Source organism: Corynebacterium sp. Z-1, assembly GCF_031844665.1.
In the GTDB taxonomy this organism is placed as follows: Bacteria; Actinomycetota; Actinomycetes; order Mycobacteriales; family Mycobacteriaceae; genus Corynebacterium; species Corynebacterium sanguinis.
Genome location: NZ_CP134621.1, coordinates 433,384 through 450,739 on the forward strand (window position 1 = coordinate 433,384; position 17,356 = coordinate 450,739).

General features: G+C 64.3%; 17 protein-coding genes. 8 read left to right on the forward strand and 9 right to left on the reverse strand.

The features are described 5' to 3' along the window. Nucleotides 1–21: 21 nt before the first annotated feature. The 3 genes from RIU96_RS02050 to RIU96_RS02060 all read left to right on the forward strand — a co-directional run bounded on the left by RIU96_RS02050 (nt 22) and on the right by RIU96_RS02060 (nt 4,800). A complete protein-coding gene (locus tag RIU96_RS02050) occupies nt 22–3,441 on the forward strand; it encodes a murein biosynthesis integral membrane protein MurJ (protein WP_311205080.1) in 3,420 nt (1,139 codons plus the stop codon). A gap of 113 nt (nt 3,442–3,554) precedes the next feature. Continuing rightward, complete coding sequence (locus RIU96_RS02055; RefSeq protein ID WP_136652624.1) at nt 3,555–4,118, forward strand: sigma-70 family RNA polymerase sigma factor; 564 nt, start codon at nt 3,555–3,557, stop codon at nt 4,116–4,118. Nucleotides 4,119–4,224: 106 nt separating this feature from the next. After that, nucleotides 4,225–4,800 (forward strand): hypothetical protein, encoded by a 576-nt coding sequence (locus RIU96_RS02060; protein ID WP_311205081.1) that lies wholly within the window; start codon nt 4,225–4,227, stop codon nt 4,798–4,800. 19 nt (nt 4,801–4,819) lie between these two features. Here RIU96_RS02060 and RIU96_RS02065 read toward each other — a convergent pair. After that, nucleotides 4,820–6,054, reverse strand: a protein-coding gene (locus tag RIU96_RS02065; protein ID WP_144741768.1) for an IS3 family transposase whose coding sequence is annotated in 2 segments (ribosomal slippage) — nt 4,820–5,766 and nt 5,766–6,054 — 1,236 coding nt in all. Because the reading frame shifts where the segments join, the coding sequence is not laid out codon by codon here. A 99-nt stretch (nt 6,055–6,153) separates the two neighbouring features. Between RIU96_RS02065 and RIU96_RS02070 the strand changes: the two genes are divergently transcribed. The 4 genes from RIU96_RS02070 (at nt 6,154) to RIU96_RS02085 (ending at nt 9,628) form a co-directional block, all read left to right on the forward strand. Further along, nucleotides 6,154–6,915 carry an HNH endonuclease signature motif containing protein gene (locus tag RIU96_RS02070; protein WP_311205082.1) on the forward strand — a complete coding sequence of 254 codons (762 nt, stop codon included), beginning with the start codon at nt 6,154–6,156 and terminating at the stop codon, nt 6,913–6,915. 107 nt (nt 6,916–7,022) lie between these two features. After that, entirely contained in the window at nt 7,023–8,045 is a 1,023-nt protein-coding gene (trxB, locus tag RIU96_RS02075; protein ID WP_220184819.1) for a thioredoxin-disulfide reductase, read from the forward strand. A 5-nt stretch (nt 8,046–8,050) separates the two neighbouring features. Then, nucleotides 8,051–8,374: a thioredoxin gene (trxA, locus tag RIU96_RS02080; RefSeq protein ID WP_136652522.1), complete on the forward strand. Its 324-nt coding sequence runs from the start codon at nt 8,051–8,053 to the stop codon at nt 8,372–8,374. A gap of 69 nt (nt 8,375–8,443) precedes the next feature. After that, nucleotides 8,444–9,628, forward strand: coding sequence for an N-acetylmuramoyl-L-alanine amidase (locus RIU96_RS02085; protein ID WP_136652521.1), 1,185 nt, complete (start codon nt 8,444–8,446; stop codon nt 9,626–9,628). Between the two features lie 5 nt (nt 9,629–9,633). On the opposite strand, the gene RIU96_RS02090 is transcribed toward RIU96_RS02085, so the two are convergent. From RIU96_RS02090 to rpmH, 8 genes are all read right to left on the reverse strand, one after another. Further along, nucleotides 9,634–10,284 (reverse strand): hypothetical protein, encoded by a 651-nt coding sequence (locus tag RIU96_RS02090; protein WP_259791358.1) that lies wholly within the window; start codon nt 10,282–10,284, stop codon nt 9,634–9,636. A gap of 9 nt (nt 10,285–10,293) precedes the next feature. Next, the gene (locus tag RIU96_RS02095) at nt 10,294–11,280 is read right to left on the reverse strand and encodes a ParB/RepB/Spo0J family partition protein (RefSeq protein ID WP_259787992.1); all 987 of its coding nucleotides are present in this window, start codon (nt 11,278–11,280) and stop codon (nt 10,294–10,296) included. A gap of 4 nt (nt 11,281–11,284) precedes the next feature. Further along, the gene (locus RIU96_RS02100) at nt 11,285–12,265 is read right to left on the reverse strand and encodes a ParA family protein (RefSeq protein WP_136652519.1); all 981 of its coding nucleotides are present in this window, start codon (nt 12,263–12,265) and stop codon (nt 11,285–11,287) included. 34 nt (nt 12,266–12,299) lie between these two features. After that, nucleotides 12,300–12,926 (reverse strand): 16S rRNA (guanine(527)-N(7))-methyltransferase RsmG, encoded by a 627-nt coding sequence (gene rsmG, locus RIU96_RS02105; RefSeq protein WP_144317632.1) that lies wholly within the window; start codon nt 12,924–12,926, stop codon nt 12,300–12,302. A 76-nt stretch (nt 12,927–13,002) separates the two neighbouring features. Beyond that, nucleotides 13,003–13,980, reverse strand: a complete 978-nt coding sequence (yidC, locus tag RIU96_RS02110; RefSeq protein ID WP_144317631.1) for a membrane protein insertase YidC — start codon at nt 13,978–13,980, stop codon at nt 13,003–13,005. 15 nt (nt 13,981–13,995) lie between these two features. Next, complete coding sequence (yidD, locus tag RIU96_RS02115; protein WP_211346248.1) at nt 13,996–14,292, reverse strand: membrane protein insertion efficiency factor YidD; 297 nt, start codon at nt 14,290–14,292, stop codon at nt 13,996–13,998. Next, the gene (rnpA, locus tag RIU96_RS02120) at nt 14,293–14,658 is read right to left on the reverse strand and encodes a ribonuclease P protein component (RefSeq protein WP_136652516.1); all 366 of its coding nucleotides are present in this window, start codon (nt 14,656–14,658) and stop codon (nt 14,293–14,295) included. 25 nt (nt 14,659–14,683) lie between these two features. Further along, on the reverse strand, nt 14,684–14,821 hold the full coding sequence (rpmH, locus tag RIU96_RS02125) for a 50S ribosomal protein L34 (RefSeq protein WP_136652515.1): 138 nt from the start codon (nt 14,819–14,821) through the stop codon (nt 14,684–14,686). A gap of 803 nt (nt 14,822–15,624) precedes the next feature. Here rpmH and dnaA point away from each other — a divergent pair. Beyond that, nucleotides 15,625–17,235 carry a chromosomal replication initiator protein DnaA gene (dnaA, locus tag RIU96_RS02130; RefSeq protein ID WP_144780046.1) on the forward strand — a complete coding sequence of 537 codons (1,611 nt, stop codon included), beginning with the start codon at nt 15,625–15,627 and terminating at the stop codon, nt 17,233–17,235. The last annotated feature ends 121 nt before the right edge of the window (nt 17,236–17,356 follow it).

Here is a 17,356-nt window from a genome sequence, read left to right on the forward strand (position 1 = left end):
TTGAACAGGAGAACACCCCCAGTGACTCAGCAGGACCCGACCCAGCACCAGTCTGGACTGCGCCGGCGCATTGTCACCCCGGCGCCACCAGCGCCCGTGCCAGCGCCTCGGTCGGCCTCGCCCGCGCAGAGCACAGACACCCTGGACCGAGACCGCTCGGCGCTCACCATCAGCCCCTCCGGCGAAGCGCTTGACGTCCCGCGCGCGCCCAAGGTCGCGGAATCAACCGCCGACGGGGAGCAGGCGCAGTCCTCTTCAAACGACGTGGTGCGCTCCACCGGGTCGATGGCGATTGCCACCCTTTTGTCACGCATCACGGGCTTTATCCGCACCGTGCTCATCGGCGCAGCGCTCGGTGCGCCGGTGGCCTCGGCGTTCAACACCGCGAACACCCTGCCCAACTTGATTACCGAGATCGTTCTGGGTTCGGTGCTCACCGCGCTCGTCGTCCCGGTGCTGGTGCGCGCGGAAAAAGAAGACCCCGATAGGGGAGCGCGGTTCATCCGCCAGCTGTTTACCCTCGCGCTGACCCTGCTCACCGTTGTCACCATCGCGGCGGTCGCGGCCGCGCCGTGGCTGACGCGCACCATGCTTGAGGACGACGGCAAAGTCAACGTCGTCCAGTCCACCTCGTTCGCCTACCTGCTTCTGCCGCAGATCTTCTTCTACGGCATGTTCGCGCTGTTCATGGCCATCTTGAACACCAAGGAGCACTTCCGCCCCGGCGCGTGGGCCCCGGTGGCCAACAACATTGTCTCCATCGTGGTGCTGGCACTCTACATGGCTGTGCCTGGGGCGTTGGACCCGGCCACGCCGGCGTCGGTAAGCAATCCGCACGTGATGCTGCTGGGCGTGGGCACGACCCTCGGCGTGGTCGTGCAATGCGCGATCATGCTGCCCGCGATACGCAGGCTCGGCATTGACCTGCGGCCGCTGTGGGGCATCGACGAACGGCTCAAGTCCTTCGGCGGCATGGCCGCGGCGATCATCGCGTACGTCGCCGTCAGTCAGCTCGGCTACGTAGTCACCACCCGCATCGCGTCTGCCGCCGACAGTGCCGCGCCGTTTATCTACCAGCAGCACTGGATGCTGCTGCAGGTGCCCTACGGCGTGATCGGGGTGACCCTGCTGACCGCGATCATGCCCAGGCTGTCGCGCAACGCCGCCGACGGCGACGACCGCGCCGTGGTGCGGGATCTGACCCTGGCCACCAAGCTCACCTTCATCGCGCTGATCCCCATCATCGTGTTCATGACCGCGCTGGGGCCCGACATCGGCCACGGCCTGTTCGCCTACCGCGACTTCAACGTCGAACACGCCCGCATCCTCGGCCTGGCGATCAGCTTCTCCGCCTTCACGCTCATCCCGTACGCGCTGGTCATGCTGCACCTGCGCGTATTCTACGCGCGCGAGGAGGCGTGGACGCCGACGTTTATCATCGCCGGCATCACCGCGACGAAGGTCGTGCTCTCGCTCGTCGCGCCGATGATCGCGGTGAGCACCTCCTCGGTGGTGATCCTGCTCGCGGCGGCCAACGGCTTCGGCTTCATCGCCGGTGCGGTGATCGGCGCGTTTCTGCTGCGGCGCAAGCTGGGCACGCTCGAGATGGCCTCGGTGATCCGCACCTCCTCCTGGGCGCTGGGCTCGGCGATCGTCGGCATCGCGGTCGTGCTCGGCCTCAAGCTGCTGTTCAAGGAGGTCCTCGGCATCAATGTGCCCGTGCTTCTGGGCTCGGCGTTCGGCAGCACCGGGCTGGAGTCGATCGGCTACCTCATCGAAATCGCGCTCCAGGGCGTGCTCTTCCTCGTCATCACCGGCCTGGTCCTGTCGCGTTCGGGGCTGCCCGAGGTGCAAAACCTCGGCCGCGCCCTGACCCGCGTGCCGGGCCTGGGCCGCTTCATCCGCCCCGACGAGGACAAAGCACTCGAGGTCGGCGAGGTCGACCCACGCGACGTCTCCGCCCAGTTCCTCGCCACCGACTCCTTCAACGCCTCCCCAGTCCCGCCGCCGATGTCCGCCGGTGTGGTGCGCGGCCCGCGGCTCGTGCCGGGCGCTGCCGTGTCCGACGGGCGCTTCCGCCTGCTGCGCGACCACGGCTCGACCCAGTCCGCGCGCTTCTGGCAGGCCCGCGAGCTGGCAACGGGGCGGATGGTGGCGCTGACCTTCGTCGACACCTCCGGCACCGCCCCGATGGCTCCACCGACCCCGCGCGAGGCCGCCATCAACGCCGCGGGCGTGGTGCGCCGCACCCGCAAGCTGGCCAAGCTCAAACACCCCGCGGTGGCGGACAACATCCAGATCCTGTCCTACCGCTCGGGCGCGCTCGTCGTGGCGGACTGGATCACCGGCTCCAGCGTCAAGGCTGTCGTTGAGGCCGGCCAGACCCTGCACACCGAGGCCGTCGCCCACGCCCTCGCCCCGCTCTCGAGCGCGCTCGGCGCCGCCCACGAGGCTGGTGTGCCGCTCGGTTTGGACAACCGCAACCGCCTGCGCGTCTCCTCCGACGGCGTGGTGCGCCTGGCGTTCCCCGCCGTTCTCCCCGACGCCTCGCCGGAGGAAGACGCGGACTCCTTTGCCTCCGCGCTGACGCTTTTGTCCAGCAACGTCAACTCCTCCGGCTTAGAGGAAGTCACCGCCACCGCCCGCTCGCTTGCCGACGCCCCCACCACCGCCCCGGACGACTTCCGCGCCATGGCCCAGACGCTGGCGAAGCTGAGCCACTCTCCGGGTGATGAGGACGTGGCTGACACTGATACCGCACAAGAGGAGCCGGGTGCGGAGCCCGTCGTGGAACCCGCGCCCGAGCCCCAGGTAGAGCCAGCTGCCCTGAGCGGCGGCTTCGGCCGCCGTGACTACCGCCCGATTACGCTGCTTGTGATCTTGTTCTCGGTAATCACCGCGATCGTGCTCATCGCCGCGCTGACGGCGTACGTCGTGCGCACCATCGGCGGCGACGGCGCCAACACCCCGATTGCCCAGCAGACGACGTCAGCGCCCTCGGCAACGAGCGAGCTCGGCGGCCTCGACGTAGTCATCCGTGACCTCAACACCGAGCTCACGGGCACCAGCTCCGCCGCCGAGGCGGAGCTGGCCTTCGACGGCGACACCTCGACGGTGTGGACAGGATCTCGCGGCTCCGGGCTCGTCGCCACGGCGCAGCCTGGCTTGACCTTCGTGCTCACCCAGGTCATTGTCGCGGGCCCCACCGCGGGCTCTGATTACGAGGTCTATGGAATTCCCGCCGACGCACCTGATTCTCCCGATAGCGAGCGCATCAAGCTCACCACCGGGCGCTTCCAGCAGGGCCGAAACACCATCGAGATCGACGCTGACCAGCGGCTGCGCGGGGTGGTCATGCTGTTCCCGAACTCGGGCGCCCCATCCGCCCCGGAAGAGATCGCGCTGCGCGAAATTTCCCTGGTGGGCAAGACCTACTTCTAGCCCAGCGGGGCGCAGTGTCACTGAAATGTACCTCGATGCGCTGTGCGGGCGGCGCGCATCGGCCACACTAGGCAGGGCAGGTATTACGGGGGACTTTTTTCGGGGGGTAAGTCATGGAGCTTTCAGATCAGCAGTTGGTCGAGGCCTACAAAGCGGGGGATCCACAGGCGTTCGCGGCAATTGTGCGCAGGCATAAGCCGCGGCTTGCTTACATTGCGCGTCGATACGCGCGCAACGAGCAGGACACGCAGGACATTTTGCAGGAGGCGCTGTTCAAGGCGTCGCGGAACATGCACACGTATCGCTCCGAGGCGACGCTGTCGACGTGGTTGCACCGGCTGGTGATGAACTCCGGCTACGACTACATGGCCGCGGGGCAAAAGCGGATGCGCGACGTCAGCATCGACGACACCGAGCGCGTCTCGGCCGACGCGAACCCCATGCTCGCGCACGATCCCACGCCCGCGGTCGACCGCGCCATCGTGATGCGCCAGGCCATTGAGGCCCTGCCCGCGGCCCAGCGCACCGCTCTTTTGCTTATCGACGTCGCCGGCCTCACCGTAGAAAACGCCGCCCGCGAAATGGGCGTCAAACCTGGCACGGTGAAATCGCGACGCTCCCGAGCTCGCGACGCCGTGCTCAAGGCCGTCAACGAGCGCGACACCACGGCGGTCTAACCGCTTAGCACACGTGTGTCACTATAGTGTGCGCACATCCACGCCCGAACCATTGCACACGAATGCCTGTGCGATTATAATGTCAGGTGTTGAAAGGGGTGCGCACATGGATGCGACGCACACGGGGGATGACCATTTCTTCCGCACACAACGACCAAACGACACGTTGGCACGCCTGGGCCAACACAAACGCGACATCGAATACGAGATCTTCTCCACCTGGGCCGAGACGGCACATGTGGTCGACGACTTCGAAGTAGAGATCACCCACATCCAACACGCGATCGGGGAGAGCAAAGCAGCAGTCGAAAAAGCCATCTTCGCCTACCGACGCCTGATCGACCTGCCCGGGCTGCGCCAGATTCAACACACCACACGACTGTTAGACATCAAACGCCTTGCCAGCATTGATACCGCCATTGCGGAACTTGGCCCCGACGTCGACACCGAGGTCTACGCCCACATTGACGCGTACCTAGTGGAGGTGTTTACCGCCACGAAACCCAACCAACCGTTGCTGACACCGAAAGCAATCGTGCACCGGCTTAGACGGCTCATCGCCCAGCTCGACAACACCGTGGGCTACGACGCGGCTAAACGCAAACGCCGCACCCGCCCACAAGACGCGTTCGTCATCCACGACTATGAGCTCGGTGCACGCTCCGGCACCACAATTGAGTGAAGTGCCCCGGGTTTTGTTCCTAGGCATTTGCCTTGATTTCCATTATTTCTCGACTGGGGTGGTGTTCCCAAAATTCGGCTTCGACTTCAGCCGGGGTGCGGTAGTCCAAGCTCTGGTGGAGCCGTGATTCGTTCCACCAGTTAACCCACTCGAACGTGGCGATTTCCACGTCGACCACGTCGGCCCACGAGCGCCTATGGATCAGTTCGTTCTTGTAGGAGCCGTTGACATTCTCAGCCAAAGCATTGTCGTAGGAATCACCAACAGTGCCGGTAGACGCAGTAATTCCGTGCTCAGCCAGGCGCTCGTTGTAGACGATGCTCACATATTGTGAGCCGTGGTCTGAATGGTGAATCAAGCCCGTTGTTTCCTTGGCGCACACGATCGCCTGATTGAGCGCCTGCAGCGGCAAGGCTTCGGTGCGCATCGAATCCGACAGCGCCCACCCGACAATCCTCCGGGAGAATACATCGGTCACGAACGCGGTGTACACGAACCCTTTCCTGGTGCGCACATAAGTAATGTCCGCCACCCACAGCCGATTAGGGCCAGGAGCCCTAAACTCACGATTTACCAAGTCTGGGCGAAGATCCGGGCCCTTGGGCTTACGCGTCGTGATTGGTGCTCTGCCTTTGCCCTTGCCGGACAGACCAGCGCTGCGCATCAGCCGGGCTGTTTGCTCGCGTCCAATGTCAATGCCCTGGCGTTGCAGCACGCGCCACATCTTCCGCACGCCGTAGACGCCGTAATTTTCAGCATGAACGTCGCGAATATGCTCCACGAGAGCAGCGTCGCGAAGACTGCGGGAGCTTAAGCCCCGGGCTTTAGACTGGCGGTACCCACGCGAAGTAAGGAAGCCGCCTTCACGGTGGATGTTTAACGTCTGGCAGATGAACTCGACTGAGAAACGATTCCGATACTCATCAATGAACCGGATCATTTCCGACGTTTCGGGTCGAGTTCCGACGCGAAAAAAGCCGAAGCGGCCTTCAACAACTCGTTGGTGTCCCGCAGCTCTTGATTTTCTCGACGCAGCTTGGCGACCTCTGCCACAAGGTCCTCAGGCAACCGTTCAGTAACGCGTCCCTCACGTCGAGCGGCCTGCGTCCATTGCCTCGCTGTGTGCCACGAAACGCCCAGTTTGGGTGCCACGATCTTGCATGCTTCCTGCGTCGAAATATTCTCCGCCAGAATGCGATCTTCTACCAAGCGGACGACTCGGTCCTTCGCCTCCTGATCAAACTTCTTCGGCATGTTCGAAGATTTTCCCATCTACTCAAACGGAACAAAACCTGGGGCACTTCAGAGTGCGACAACACCACCCACGCCCTGATCCGGCAATACCGCACACACGTGGCACAAGAGAACAACATCACCGAAGACGAAGCAGCACGCCTGATCCTCACCGGTGAACTCACCGCACAACCCACGGTGACTATTTTCGGGTTCGCACCCCTGGGCCCCGATGGTGACATCGTCGACGGTGCATCAGTGTTTTTCCCCGGTACGGGGTGGACCGATGCTGAGGGCAGTGCTGTGGCCGAACAGTACGCCTCGCGCATCGTGGACCTTGGTGATGTTGCCGGCCACGAGATCGACGGCTATGTTCCCTCGGCCCGGATCAAAGCGTTCGCTATTGCCCGCGACGGCACCTGCGTCTGGCCGGGCTGTACCCGCGATGCACAGCACTGCCAGCTTGATCACCGCGTCCCCTACGCCGACGGGGGAAGCACAACCCCAGCGAATTTGTTCTCGTTGTGTCAACGTCACCACAACGTGAAAACCGATCGTCGTGCCTACTACATTCCCGACCCCACCACCGGCGACATCGTGTGGCTATTTGCTGACGGCACGTATGCGTTGAGCGAGCCCGATGGGTTTATCACCACCCAGCTTGGGGCGGACAACCCCCGGTGGAACCACAGCCTCGACCAGCGACGTGTCCTGCGTGACCGGGTCGCGACGTTTCTGGCGAAAGGGCACACAATCCTCGACAACTACGACACCACCGGCAACTACAACACCTGCATCGAAGCCCTGACACGCCTCGAGCAGGAATACCGCATGACCTTCCCCCACAAACCCGACACCAACCCAGACGCCAACTCCGGGTAAGAAACCACCACCACACTCCTGCGCCACTGATCAAAGTCGCTCCCGTCGAGGCGGGCAGTAGACTGGCATCCGAGATATCCGCGAATGCTGAAAAGAGATCTACCGCTATGACCAACCCAGGCTTCAACTTCGTCGTGCCCTCCGCCGGCGACGCACCTGCCGAGGACACCACCGCCCAGCCAACGACAACGCAGGCCGTGCCGGGCGAGGTGCGCGACCTCATCGTCGTCGGCTCTGGGCCGGCCGGTTACACCGCCGCGCTCTACGCCGCGCGCGCCGAGCTCAAGCCGCTCGTCTTCGAGGGCTACGAGTTCGGCGGCGAGCTGATGAACACCACCGAGGTGGAGAACTACCCTGGGTTCCAAAACGGCATCATGGGCCCGGAACTGATGATGGAGATGCGCTCGCAGGCCGAGCGCTTCGGCGCCGAGCTCACCCCCGAGCTCGTCGACCGCGTTGACCTTAGCGGCGACGTGAAGAAGGTGTACGTCGGCGAGACGGAGTACCGCGCCCGCGCGGTCATCCTGGCCACCGGCGCAGCACCCCGCCACCTCGGAGTGCCGGGGGAGACCGAGCTGACCGGGCACGGCGTGTCCACCTGCGCCACCTGCGACGGGTTCTTCTTCAAAGACCAGCACATCGCCGTTGTCGGCGGTGGCGACTCCGCGATGGAGGAGGCAAACTTCCTCACCCGCTTCGGTTCGAAGGTGTCCCTGATCCACCGCTCGGAGAACTTCCGCGCCTCGCAGATCATGCTCGAGCGCGCCCGCGCCAACGAGAAGATCGAGTTTGTCACCCACACCATCGTCGAAGAAGTGATGGAGAACGCCGGCAAGGTTGCCGGGCTCAAAATCAAGAACGTGCAGACCGGCGAAAGCTCCGTGCTTGATGCCACCGCAATGTTCGTCGCCATCGGCCACGACCCGCGCTCCGGATTCCTCGAAGGCCAGGTCGCCACGGACGAGGCGGGCTACGTTGAGGTGCGCCAGCCGTCGACAGTGACGTCGCTGCCGGGTGTGTTTGCCTGTGGCGATCTGGTGGACAACTACTACCGCCAGGCGATTACGGCGGCTGGCTCGGGCTGCCGTGCGGCCATCGACGCTGAACACTACTTGGCCGGTCTAGAATGACGGGTATGAATACGCCGATTGACGTCACCCAGTCCACCTTCAAGTCCGAGGTCGTGGACTCCGAGACCCCGGTTGTCGTGGACTTCTGGGCCGAGTGGTGCGGGCCGTGCAAGAAGCTTAGCCCGATCCTCGAGCAGATAGCTGAGGAGATGAGCGGCCAGGTCAAGGTGGCCAAGGTCGACGTGGATGCCGAGCGCACGCTCGGCGCGATGTTCCAGGTGATGTCTCTTCCGACCGTGATGATCTTCAAGGACGGCGCCGCCGTCGACACCCTGATCGGCGCGCAGCCGAAGAGCGAGATCGTTTCGCGGATACATCAACACATCTAGGCCACCCGCTAGGTAATATAAGCTTTTTGTTGTCCCATACTCGATGAGCTCCCCGAAGGAAGGCGCGAAGTGACTGACGTTTACCGTGTTGGCGATTCGAGCGCGCGCGTCGCTGAGGTGCGGTCGACTCTCGCACGACTCGGCATGCTCGACGGTTACGACGGCAAGGTCGGGGAGTGGAACTCGCGCCAGTTTTCGCACCAAGAGCTGCTTTTCGACGCCCAACTGGCGGAGTCCCTCAAAGCCTTCCAGCAGTCCCGCGGCATCGTGCCCACCGGTGAAATCGACACCGTGACCCTGCGCGAGCTGCGCGAGGCCTCCTACACCCTCGGGGCGCGCGTGCTGTCGTTCCAGCCGAACCAGATCATGGTCGGCGACGACGTGCGCCAGCTACAGGAACAGCTCCAGGAGCTCGGCTTTTACTCCCACCGAGTGGACGGCCACTTTAACAAGCAGACGCACAAGGCGCTGGTGAACTACCAAATTAACTCCGGCTTGGAAGGCGACGGCGTCTGCGGCTCCGACACCCTGCACGCGCTGAGCCTTCTGGGCCGGCGCATCACGGGTGGGTCCGCCCACGCGATCCGCGAGCGCGAGCGGGTGCGCCAGGCCGGCCCCCGCCTGTCCGGCAAGCGCGTCGTCATCGACCCGAGCGTGCACTGCTCAGCGCACGGCACCTCGGTCCGGGGTCCCTACGGTGACATCAGCGAGGAGGAGATCCTCTGGGATCTTGCCCAAAGGGTAGAGGGGCGCATGGTCGCCGCTGGTATGGAAACCATCTTCTCGCGCCCGCGCGGGGATAACCCTTCGGCGAAGGAGCGCGCGGAGCTGGCCAACAGCTTCAACGCCGACCTGATCATCTCGCTGCAGCTCGATCGCTACCACAACGAGCTGGCCAACGGGGTGGCCACCTTCTACTTCGGCTCTCAATCCGGCGCGTCCTCGCTCACGGGTGAGACCCTTTCCGGTTACATCCAGCGCGAGATCGCGGCGCGCACTGACCTGCGCAACTGCTACAACCACGGGCGCACGTGGGACCTGCTGCGCCTGTCGAAAATGCCGGCGGTCGAGGTCGTGGCTGGCTACGTGACCAACCCGCACGACGTGAAGATCGTCGCGAACCCGCGCGAGCGAGACTGCATCGCCGAGGCGATCGTCGTCGCCGTCAAGCGTCTCTACCTGCTCGAAGAGGACGACAAGCCGACCGGCACCTACTCTTTCACCGAGCTTTTGCGCCACGAACACGCCATGTAAGGCGCTTAGCCACCGACCGGAACCTCGGCAAGCAGCTCTGCAATTTCCGCGGCACTGAGTAAATCGTGGGCGGGCGGCAGGTCCAGACGCAGCCGGGGGATCACCGGGTGGTCGCGGACCACTGTGAACCCCGCGGACTCGAGGACGGGGACCTCGACAATCCCGATGAGCGCCGCCTCGCGGATGATCCCGCGGCACAGGTCCGACGTCGGTTGAGCGCCGGGGCACAGACCGAACACCTCGAGCGCCGCAGCGCCGCGCTCGGTGGCGGCGATGATGACGGCGTCGAGAAGTACGGATTCCCAACCGCGACCCCGCGAGGCGGTGTCAGTGTGCAGGCTGGTGACCAGCCACGCGTCGCGGCTCGGCGGGGCTGTCGGCATCCGCACCGCGCCAGGAGCGTCGGCGACGGGGCAAAACAGCACCGTCGCGAACGCTCCCACCGTCGAGGTTGCCTCGGCGATGCTGAACCCCACCGTGGACTGGCGCAGGGCGCGCTGCACGAGCCAGGCGCCCTTGTCGGCCTCCGACTGCGCCCCCGTGTACGCGCTGTGCAGTGGGTCGAGCTCCCAGAAGGTCGAGGTCGCCGTGTGGCGGTGGATGCGCTCGAGGCTGTGGTAGGTCAGAGCCACCAGGCTGGCTTTGGGCGCCGCCACGTCTGCCCGCTAGCGGTCCTGGATGAGCGACAGGATGCGCTCCAGGTCGTCGCGGTCGCCGAACTCGACGACGATCTTGCCCTTGCGCTTGCCCATGGTCACGGAGACTTTGGTGTCCCATTCGTCGGCAAGCCGCTCGGCCGCGTGGGAGAGGAACTCCGGCTGGGGGGCGGGCTCGCGCTTGGGTTTGTCTTCCGCGGCTCCGTGCCTATTCAACAGGGTCACGGCTTCCTCCGTCGCGCGCACGCTCAAGCCCTCGGCCACGACCCGGTCGGCGAGCTTCTCCTGCTGCTCCGCGCCGGCCTTGACACCAAGCAACGCGCGCGCGTGCCCGGCGCTGAGCACGCCGGCGGCGACGCGGCGCTGCACCGTGACGGGAAGGTTCAGGAGGCGAATAGAGTTGGTGATGCGCGGCCGGGAGCGTCCGAGGCGATCGGCCAGTTGCTCCTGCGTCACCCCGAACTCCTGCAGAAGCTGCTGGTAGGCGGCCGCCTCCTCCAGCGGGTTGAGCTGAACGCGGTGGATGTTTTCCAAGAGCGCGTCGCGAAGCATGTCGGCGTCGTTCGTTTCGCGCACGATCGCGGGGATGTGCTTCAGACCCGCCTTTGACGACGCCCGCCAGCGGCGCTCGCCCATGATCAGCTCGTAGCCCTGATCGCTTTCGCGGACGACGATGGGCTGCAGCAGCCCGAACTCCTTGATCGAGTGCACCAGCTCGGCGAGCTCGTCTTCATCGAAGACCTGGCGCGGCTGCTTCGGGTTAGGGAAGATCTCACCGACAGGAATTTCCTGGTAGCGCGCCCCCATGCCGATGGGCTGCTTCGGCCGCTCGGCCTGGGGCACGACCGTCGGGGCGCCCGGGATGCCGCCCAGGATGACGTCGGCGGCGCCGTCGCCAAGCCGGCCGGTCTTGCCCGTCTTATCGGCGGATTCGGTGCTAGATGGGATCAGCGCGGCGAGACCGCGACCCAGCCCGCCCTTGCGTTCCTGTGCCATGTGCTTAGTCTCCATCCTGTCCGGTATTTTGGGCCTTGTCGAACTGTGCCGCCACCTCGGGGCTCACGCCAATGGGGCCGGTGGTGGGGTGCGGCTGGAAGTCCCCGCGGGTAGCCAGCTCGCGCGCCGCGTCGAAGTAGGCGAGAGCCCCGCGGGAACCCGGGTCGTAGTCGATCACTGTCTGCCCGTACCCCGGCGCCTCGGACACCTTCACGGAGCGCGGGATGACGTTGCGTAGTACTACTTCGCCGAACTGGGAACGCACCTCGCCGGCGACCTCCTCGGACAGCCGCGTGCGGGCGTCGAACATGGTGAGCAGGATAGCGGAAATGTGCAGGTTGTTGTTCAGGTGTTCGCGGATCATCCCGATGTTGCCCAGAAGCTGGCCCACGCCCTCAAGCGCGTAGTACTCGCACTGGATGGGGATGAGAACCTCATCAACAGCGGTCATCGCGTTGATGGTGAGCAGGCCAAGGGACGGCGGGCAGTCGATGAAGACGTAGTCGAACCCGTTGTCCTGAATTAACCCGCGACGGATCGCGTCGCGCAGGCGGTACTCACGGCGCACCAGGCTGACCATCTCAATCTCCGCGCCAGCCAGGTCGATGGTGGCCGGGATGCAGAACAGGTTGTCGTTGCCGGGCGAAGGTGCCATTGCCTCGTCCGCCTGGGCCTCGCCGATGAGCAGCTCGTAGGTCGAGGTCGTTCCGGCACGGTGCTCCACGCCCAGCGCGGTCGACGCGTTGCCCTGGGGGTCGAGGTCGATCACGAGCACTTTTAGGCCCTGGCGCGCGAGCGCTGCGGCGAGGTTCACCGAGGTCGTGGTTTTGCCCACGCCGCCCTTCTGGTTGGCCACGGTGAACACGCGCGGCTGCTCGGGGCGCAACAGGGTGGTGCGGCCCGACACCACCTGGGCAGCGCGACGCGCCGCCGCCGCGATGGGAGTGTCATCCCACTGCTGGTCGTCGTTGTGATCTTCTATCATGGCCGCGCCTTCCCGGTTCATATCCCTGCCAACTCTAGCGCGTGCGCGGGATCCTGATCAGCGTTGTGGGTTGCTCGAGCAAACCATCGCCAACCGTGAAAATCTCGGCCTTGCCGCCCTTGGCGCGCCGGATCTCCTCGGCGTCGCGCTCGAGCTCTTCCGCCACGGATTCGCCCTTCATCGCGATCATCGCCCCACCCGGTTTGACCAGGGGAAGCGACCAGCCAGCCAGCTTGCCCAAGGGAGCGACGGCGCGCGAGGTGACGACATCGAAAAGCGAGCTGCTCTGCTCCTCCGCGCGGCCGCGCACCACGGTGACGTTGCTCAGGCCGAGCTCGTCGACGACCTCGGTAAGGTAGGTCGAGCGCTTTAGCAGCGGCTCAATGAGTGTGACGCTGAGGTCCGGGCGGGCGATCGCGAGCGGGATGCCGGGCAGGCCCGCGCCGGAGCCGATGTCGGCGACGTCCAGGCCCTCATCGAACGCCTCCGAGATCACCGCGCAGTTGAGCAGGTGGCGCGACCACAGGCGGTCGACCTCCTTCGGCCCGATGAAGCCGCGCGCGGCGGCGACGGTGGCCAACGACTCGTGGTAGGCCTTCGCGATCGGGAGGCGATCGCCGAAAACGGCCTGCGCGGTGGGATCTGGGTTGGGCTGCGACATGTTACCGACTCTAGTAAACGGCCCCGACATGCACTAAACCGCCGTCCCAACGGGCGGCGGTTTAGTAAGAGGCGATCTAGCTTTCGTTCTTGCGCTGCTTCTTGGTGCGCTTGTCCACCTTGCGGGCGGCAACCTGGGGAGCGGAGGCGCGCTTGGCGTCGCGCTTGGCCTGCTCCTCGATCGCCTCCTCCTTATCCATTTTGTCGAACACGATGCGGGTCTGGAAGAAGGTCCACACGTTGTTGGCCAGCATGTAGAACAGAAGGCCCACGTGCCAGAGGAAGCCGGAGGCCAAGATCATGATCGGGAAGACCCAGAGCATCATTTTGTTCATGATCTGCATCTGCTGCTGCATCATCTCCGCCTGCTCACCGACGGGGGCGGCGACCTTGCCGGACAGCCGGCGCTCGTTCTGGCGCTCAATGGACAGCCGGGCGTTGAGGTGCGTAAACACTGCCGAGATGATCACCAGCGGCATACAGACCATGATGATGTCGAGGCGGGTGAAGTCCAAGCCCGTGAACGCCGAGAACGCGTCGGCCGGCATAGACATGTACGCCGAGAGCGGCACACCGAAGAAGTCGGCGTCGAGGAAGGAGCGGACGTCTTCCGGGGAAAAGATATAGTTCGCCGTGTTGCGGTTTTGCTCGACGCTCATCCCGAGCTGGCCGGGGCCGGTGCCCGTTCGGTTAAAGGAGCGCAGCACGTGGAACAGGCCGATGAACACCGGCATCTGCACGAGCGGGACGATGCAGGAGGCCAGCGGGTTGGTGCCCATCTCCTTGTAGAGCTTCTGGGTCTCCTGCGCCATCTTCTGCTGGTCGCCTTTATACTTGGCGCGCAGTTCCTGCAGCTTGGGCTGCATTTCTTGCATGCGACGCATGGAGCGCATCTGGTTGACCATCGGCTTGACCAGCAGCACGCGGATGGTGAAGGTGAGGAAGATGATCGACAGGATCCAGGCGATGCCGGAGTCAGGCGAAAAGATAAAACCGAAGATTTTGTGCCAGAACCACAGCACCGCTGAGATTGGCCAGTAAACGAAATTCAGCACTTGAGGACGTAACTCCTAGCTTGTCGCGGGTTCGGCCGGCTCGACGCTGCCCGGCACGGGGTCATATCCACCTGGGTGCCACGGCCCGCACTTGCACACGCGGGCGCCAGCCATCAGGCTTCCCTTCACTGCCCCGTGGCGGGAAACTGCTTCCAGCGCGTAAGCGCTGCACACAGGCACGAAGCGGCAGGTTCCCCCCATCTTAAGGGGCGAGACGTATTTTTGGTAAAGGCGCACCACTTTCACCAGCGCTTTGGCCGGCGCGGACGGGGCCTGGGGAATCTCCCCGCCGAGGAAGTTGTAGTAGGCCACTTACTTCCCCTTGGCGCGAAGCTTCTTTAGCGCGGCCGCCAGCGCCTGCTCGTAGTCGCGGGCCAGCTCGGCGCTCGACGCGGCCGCCGCGGGCGGCAGGGCGCGCACGACAACGTCGGTATCGCGCGCGAGCGTATCGACGCCCGCCGCAACCACGTGCCGCAACTTACGAGAGACACTGTGGCGGGTAACAGCGTTGCCTACCGCCTTAGACACGATCAGCCCGAACCGGGGCCCGCCGGAGAAGGCGAGTTCGGTTCGGGCTGCGACGTGCACCACCAAGGTGCGCGAGCCTGCTCGGGTGCGCGCTGCCATCGTGCGGCGAAACTGCGCCGGCGATGCCAGCTTGTGCGCTTTCGGGAGCACGGGCGTGGTGGTGTGCGGGGCGCTGTTACGCCGTGAGGTTGGAGCGGCCCTTGCGGCGGCGCGCGGAAACGATGGCGCGGCCGGCGCGGGTGCGCATGCGGGCGCGGAAGCCGTGCTTACGAGCGCGGCGGCGGTTATTCGGCTGGAAAGTCCGCTTAGACACGGAAAACTCCTTGAGTTAGGTGCGACGGCCAGCGGCGGCGCTTCCCCGGTGCCGGGACTGCACAACCTCCCGGGGCAGAGGCCGTCCCGGCGAGAATGGTGTAGCTGAGATGCGGCAGTGGCTTCGCGTTAAAAGGCGGAGTCGTTATCGCGTGCCCCACCCGCGCTGACTCACCACGATTTTCGTGGTGGCCCGGTGCACTGCTCGGGTGGTGCTCTCAAGCACATCGGTGTGAAACCAATGTGACAGACCATGCCAGACTACGTGACTTTTCGGGGTAGGTACAAATCGCCGCGCGGCGCGGTTTCGCGGGCGTTTAACGGGTGCCCCCGAAATTACACAACTGTGTTTTTGCGCAGTTCACGGCGCGAATCGCCGACGCATCCTGCGGGGCAGATGGCAGAGCGTTATCGACATGTGTCTAATTATCGTTATCCACAGAAACAGGGTTCGCGAAAGTTTGGACACGCAGCGCGTCGACGGGGTAACAATGGTTCCCTAGACAAGCAAACTCACAGCTATACACATAGCGACTGTGGATAAGTCTTAACAACCAGTTGAGACTTTTCGCTTTGGGCGTATTAAACCCCATGTGAAAGGGCATATTTTATGCTCGCATTCTATCCACAGCTCCGCTCCACACCTGTGGATAGAACCCGGTTGGGGAACTATCCACAGGTGTGGATAAAGTTGTGGAACATAAGGTAGTGGGCGCCCCACAGGCGTTCCGGGGGTGTGGAAGACTCCGCCGGCACGCTCCACAGGCGCAACACGACATCGGCAACAAGGAACCAAAGGCAACCGTGGCAGACCAGCAACTCGCAGCGCTCTGGAGCGACATCGTCTCGGAGCTTCTCACACTCTCCGAGCGCCCCAACTCGAACGTTCCCACGCTCACGCACCAGCAACGCGCCTACTTGCAACTGGTCACGCCCGTCATGCTTGTCGACGGCTACGTCATCCTCGCCGCACCGCACCCCACCGCGAAAGCCGTGATAGAAAACTCCTTGGGCACCCACATCACCGCGCTGTTGTCCCGAAAGCTCAACACGACGTGCACCCTGGCCGTGTCCATCCAGCAGCCCGCGCCCGCGGAGGTCCCCAGCGAGCAGCCGCGCCCGCTCGATGACAAGCCGGAGCAGACGTCCGTGCCGGACTGGTTTTCCACCTCGAGCCGGCCACCCGCGTTTACCGAGGACTCCACCCCGGCGGCGGTCGGGGAGCAAATCCCCATGGGCCTCGACGAGCTAGCGCGTCTGCACTCCCAGCAGCAGGCGGAGGGCAAGGGCGCGTCAGGGGGGCCTCGACAAGCAAGCGCTCACCCCACGGTGCCGCAGCGACTCCCGCGAGAAACGCCCGCGCACAACCCGGACCGCGAGGCGAGCCTGAACCCGAAGTACACCTTCGAAAACTTCGTCATCGGCTCGTCGAACCGGTTTGCCAACGGCGCCGCGGTCGCGGTCGCGGAAAACCCCGCGCGCGCCTACAACCCGCTGTTCATCTGGGGCGGATCCGGGCTGGGCAAGACGCACCTGTTGCACGCCGCGGGAAACTACGCCAAGCTGCTGCAACCGAACCTGCGTATCAGCTACGTGTCGTCGGAGGAATTCACCAACGACTACATCAACTCGGTGCGCGACGACCGCCAGGAATCGTTTAAGCGCCGCTACCGGAACCTGGACATCCTGATGGTCGACGACATCCAGTTTTTGGAGGGCAAGGAAGGAACGCAGGAGGAGTTTTTCCACACGTTTAATGCCCTGCACCAGCAGAACAAGCAGATCATTTTGTCGTCCGATCGCCCGCCGCGGCAGCTGACCACGCTTGAGGACAGGCTGCGCACCCGCTTCGAGGGCGGGCTGATCACCGACGTGCAGCCGCCGGACCTAGAGACCCGAATTGCAATTTTGCTGAAGAAGGCCGCCGCCGACGGCACCCACGTCGACCACGCCGTGCTCGAGCTCATCGCCTCGCAATTCGAGTCCTCCATCCGCGAGCTCGAAGGCGCCCTGATCAGGGTTTCCGCCTACTCCTCGCTGATCAACGAGCCAATTACGCTCGAGGTCGCCCAGGTCGCGCTGCGCGACCTGCTGCCCAACGGCGGCGAAGTGACAATCAGCGCGGCGGCGATCAAGGACGCAGCCGCTGAGTACTTTGATATAACGCTGGACCAGCTCACCGGCGCCGGCAAGACCAGGCAGGTCGCGCACGCGCGCCAGCTCGCGATGTACCTCTGCCGGGAGCTGACCGATCTCTCCCTGCCCAAGATTGGCGACGAGTTCGGCGGCAAGGACCACACGACCGTGATGTACGCCGACCGCAAGATTCGCAAGGAAATGACCGAAAACCGCGGCACGTACGACGAGATCCAGGTGCTGACCCAAATGATCAAGAACCAGGCGCGCACGCGCTAGGAACGTGAGCCGGGGTTTGTCCACAGACTTTCTCACAGCTGTGTAATTTCACCGATGTAACTTCGTGATATTAGACACACGTGAGCCAGGTCACCAGAAGTTAGGCCATGTGGATAACCCC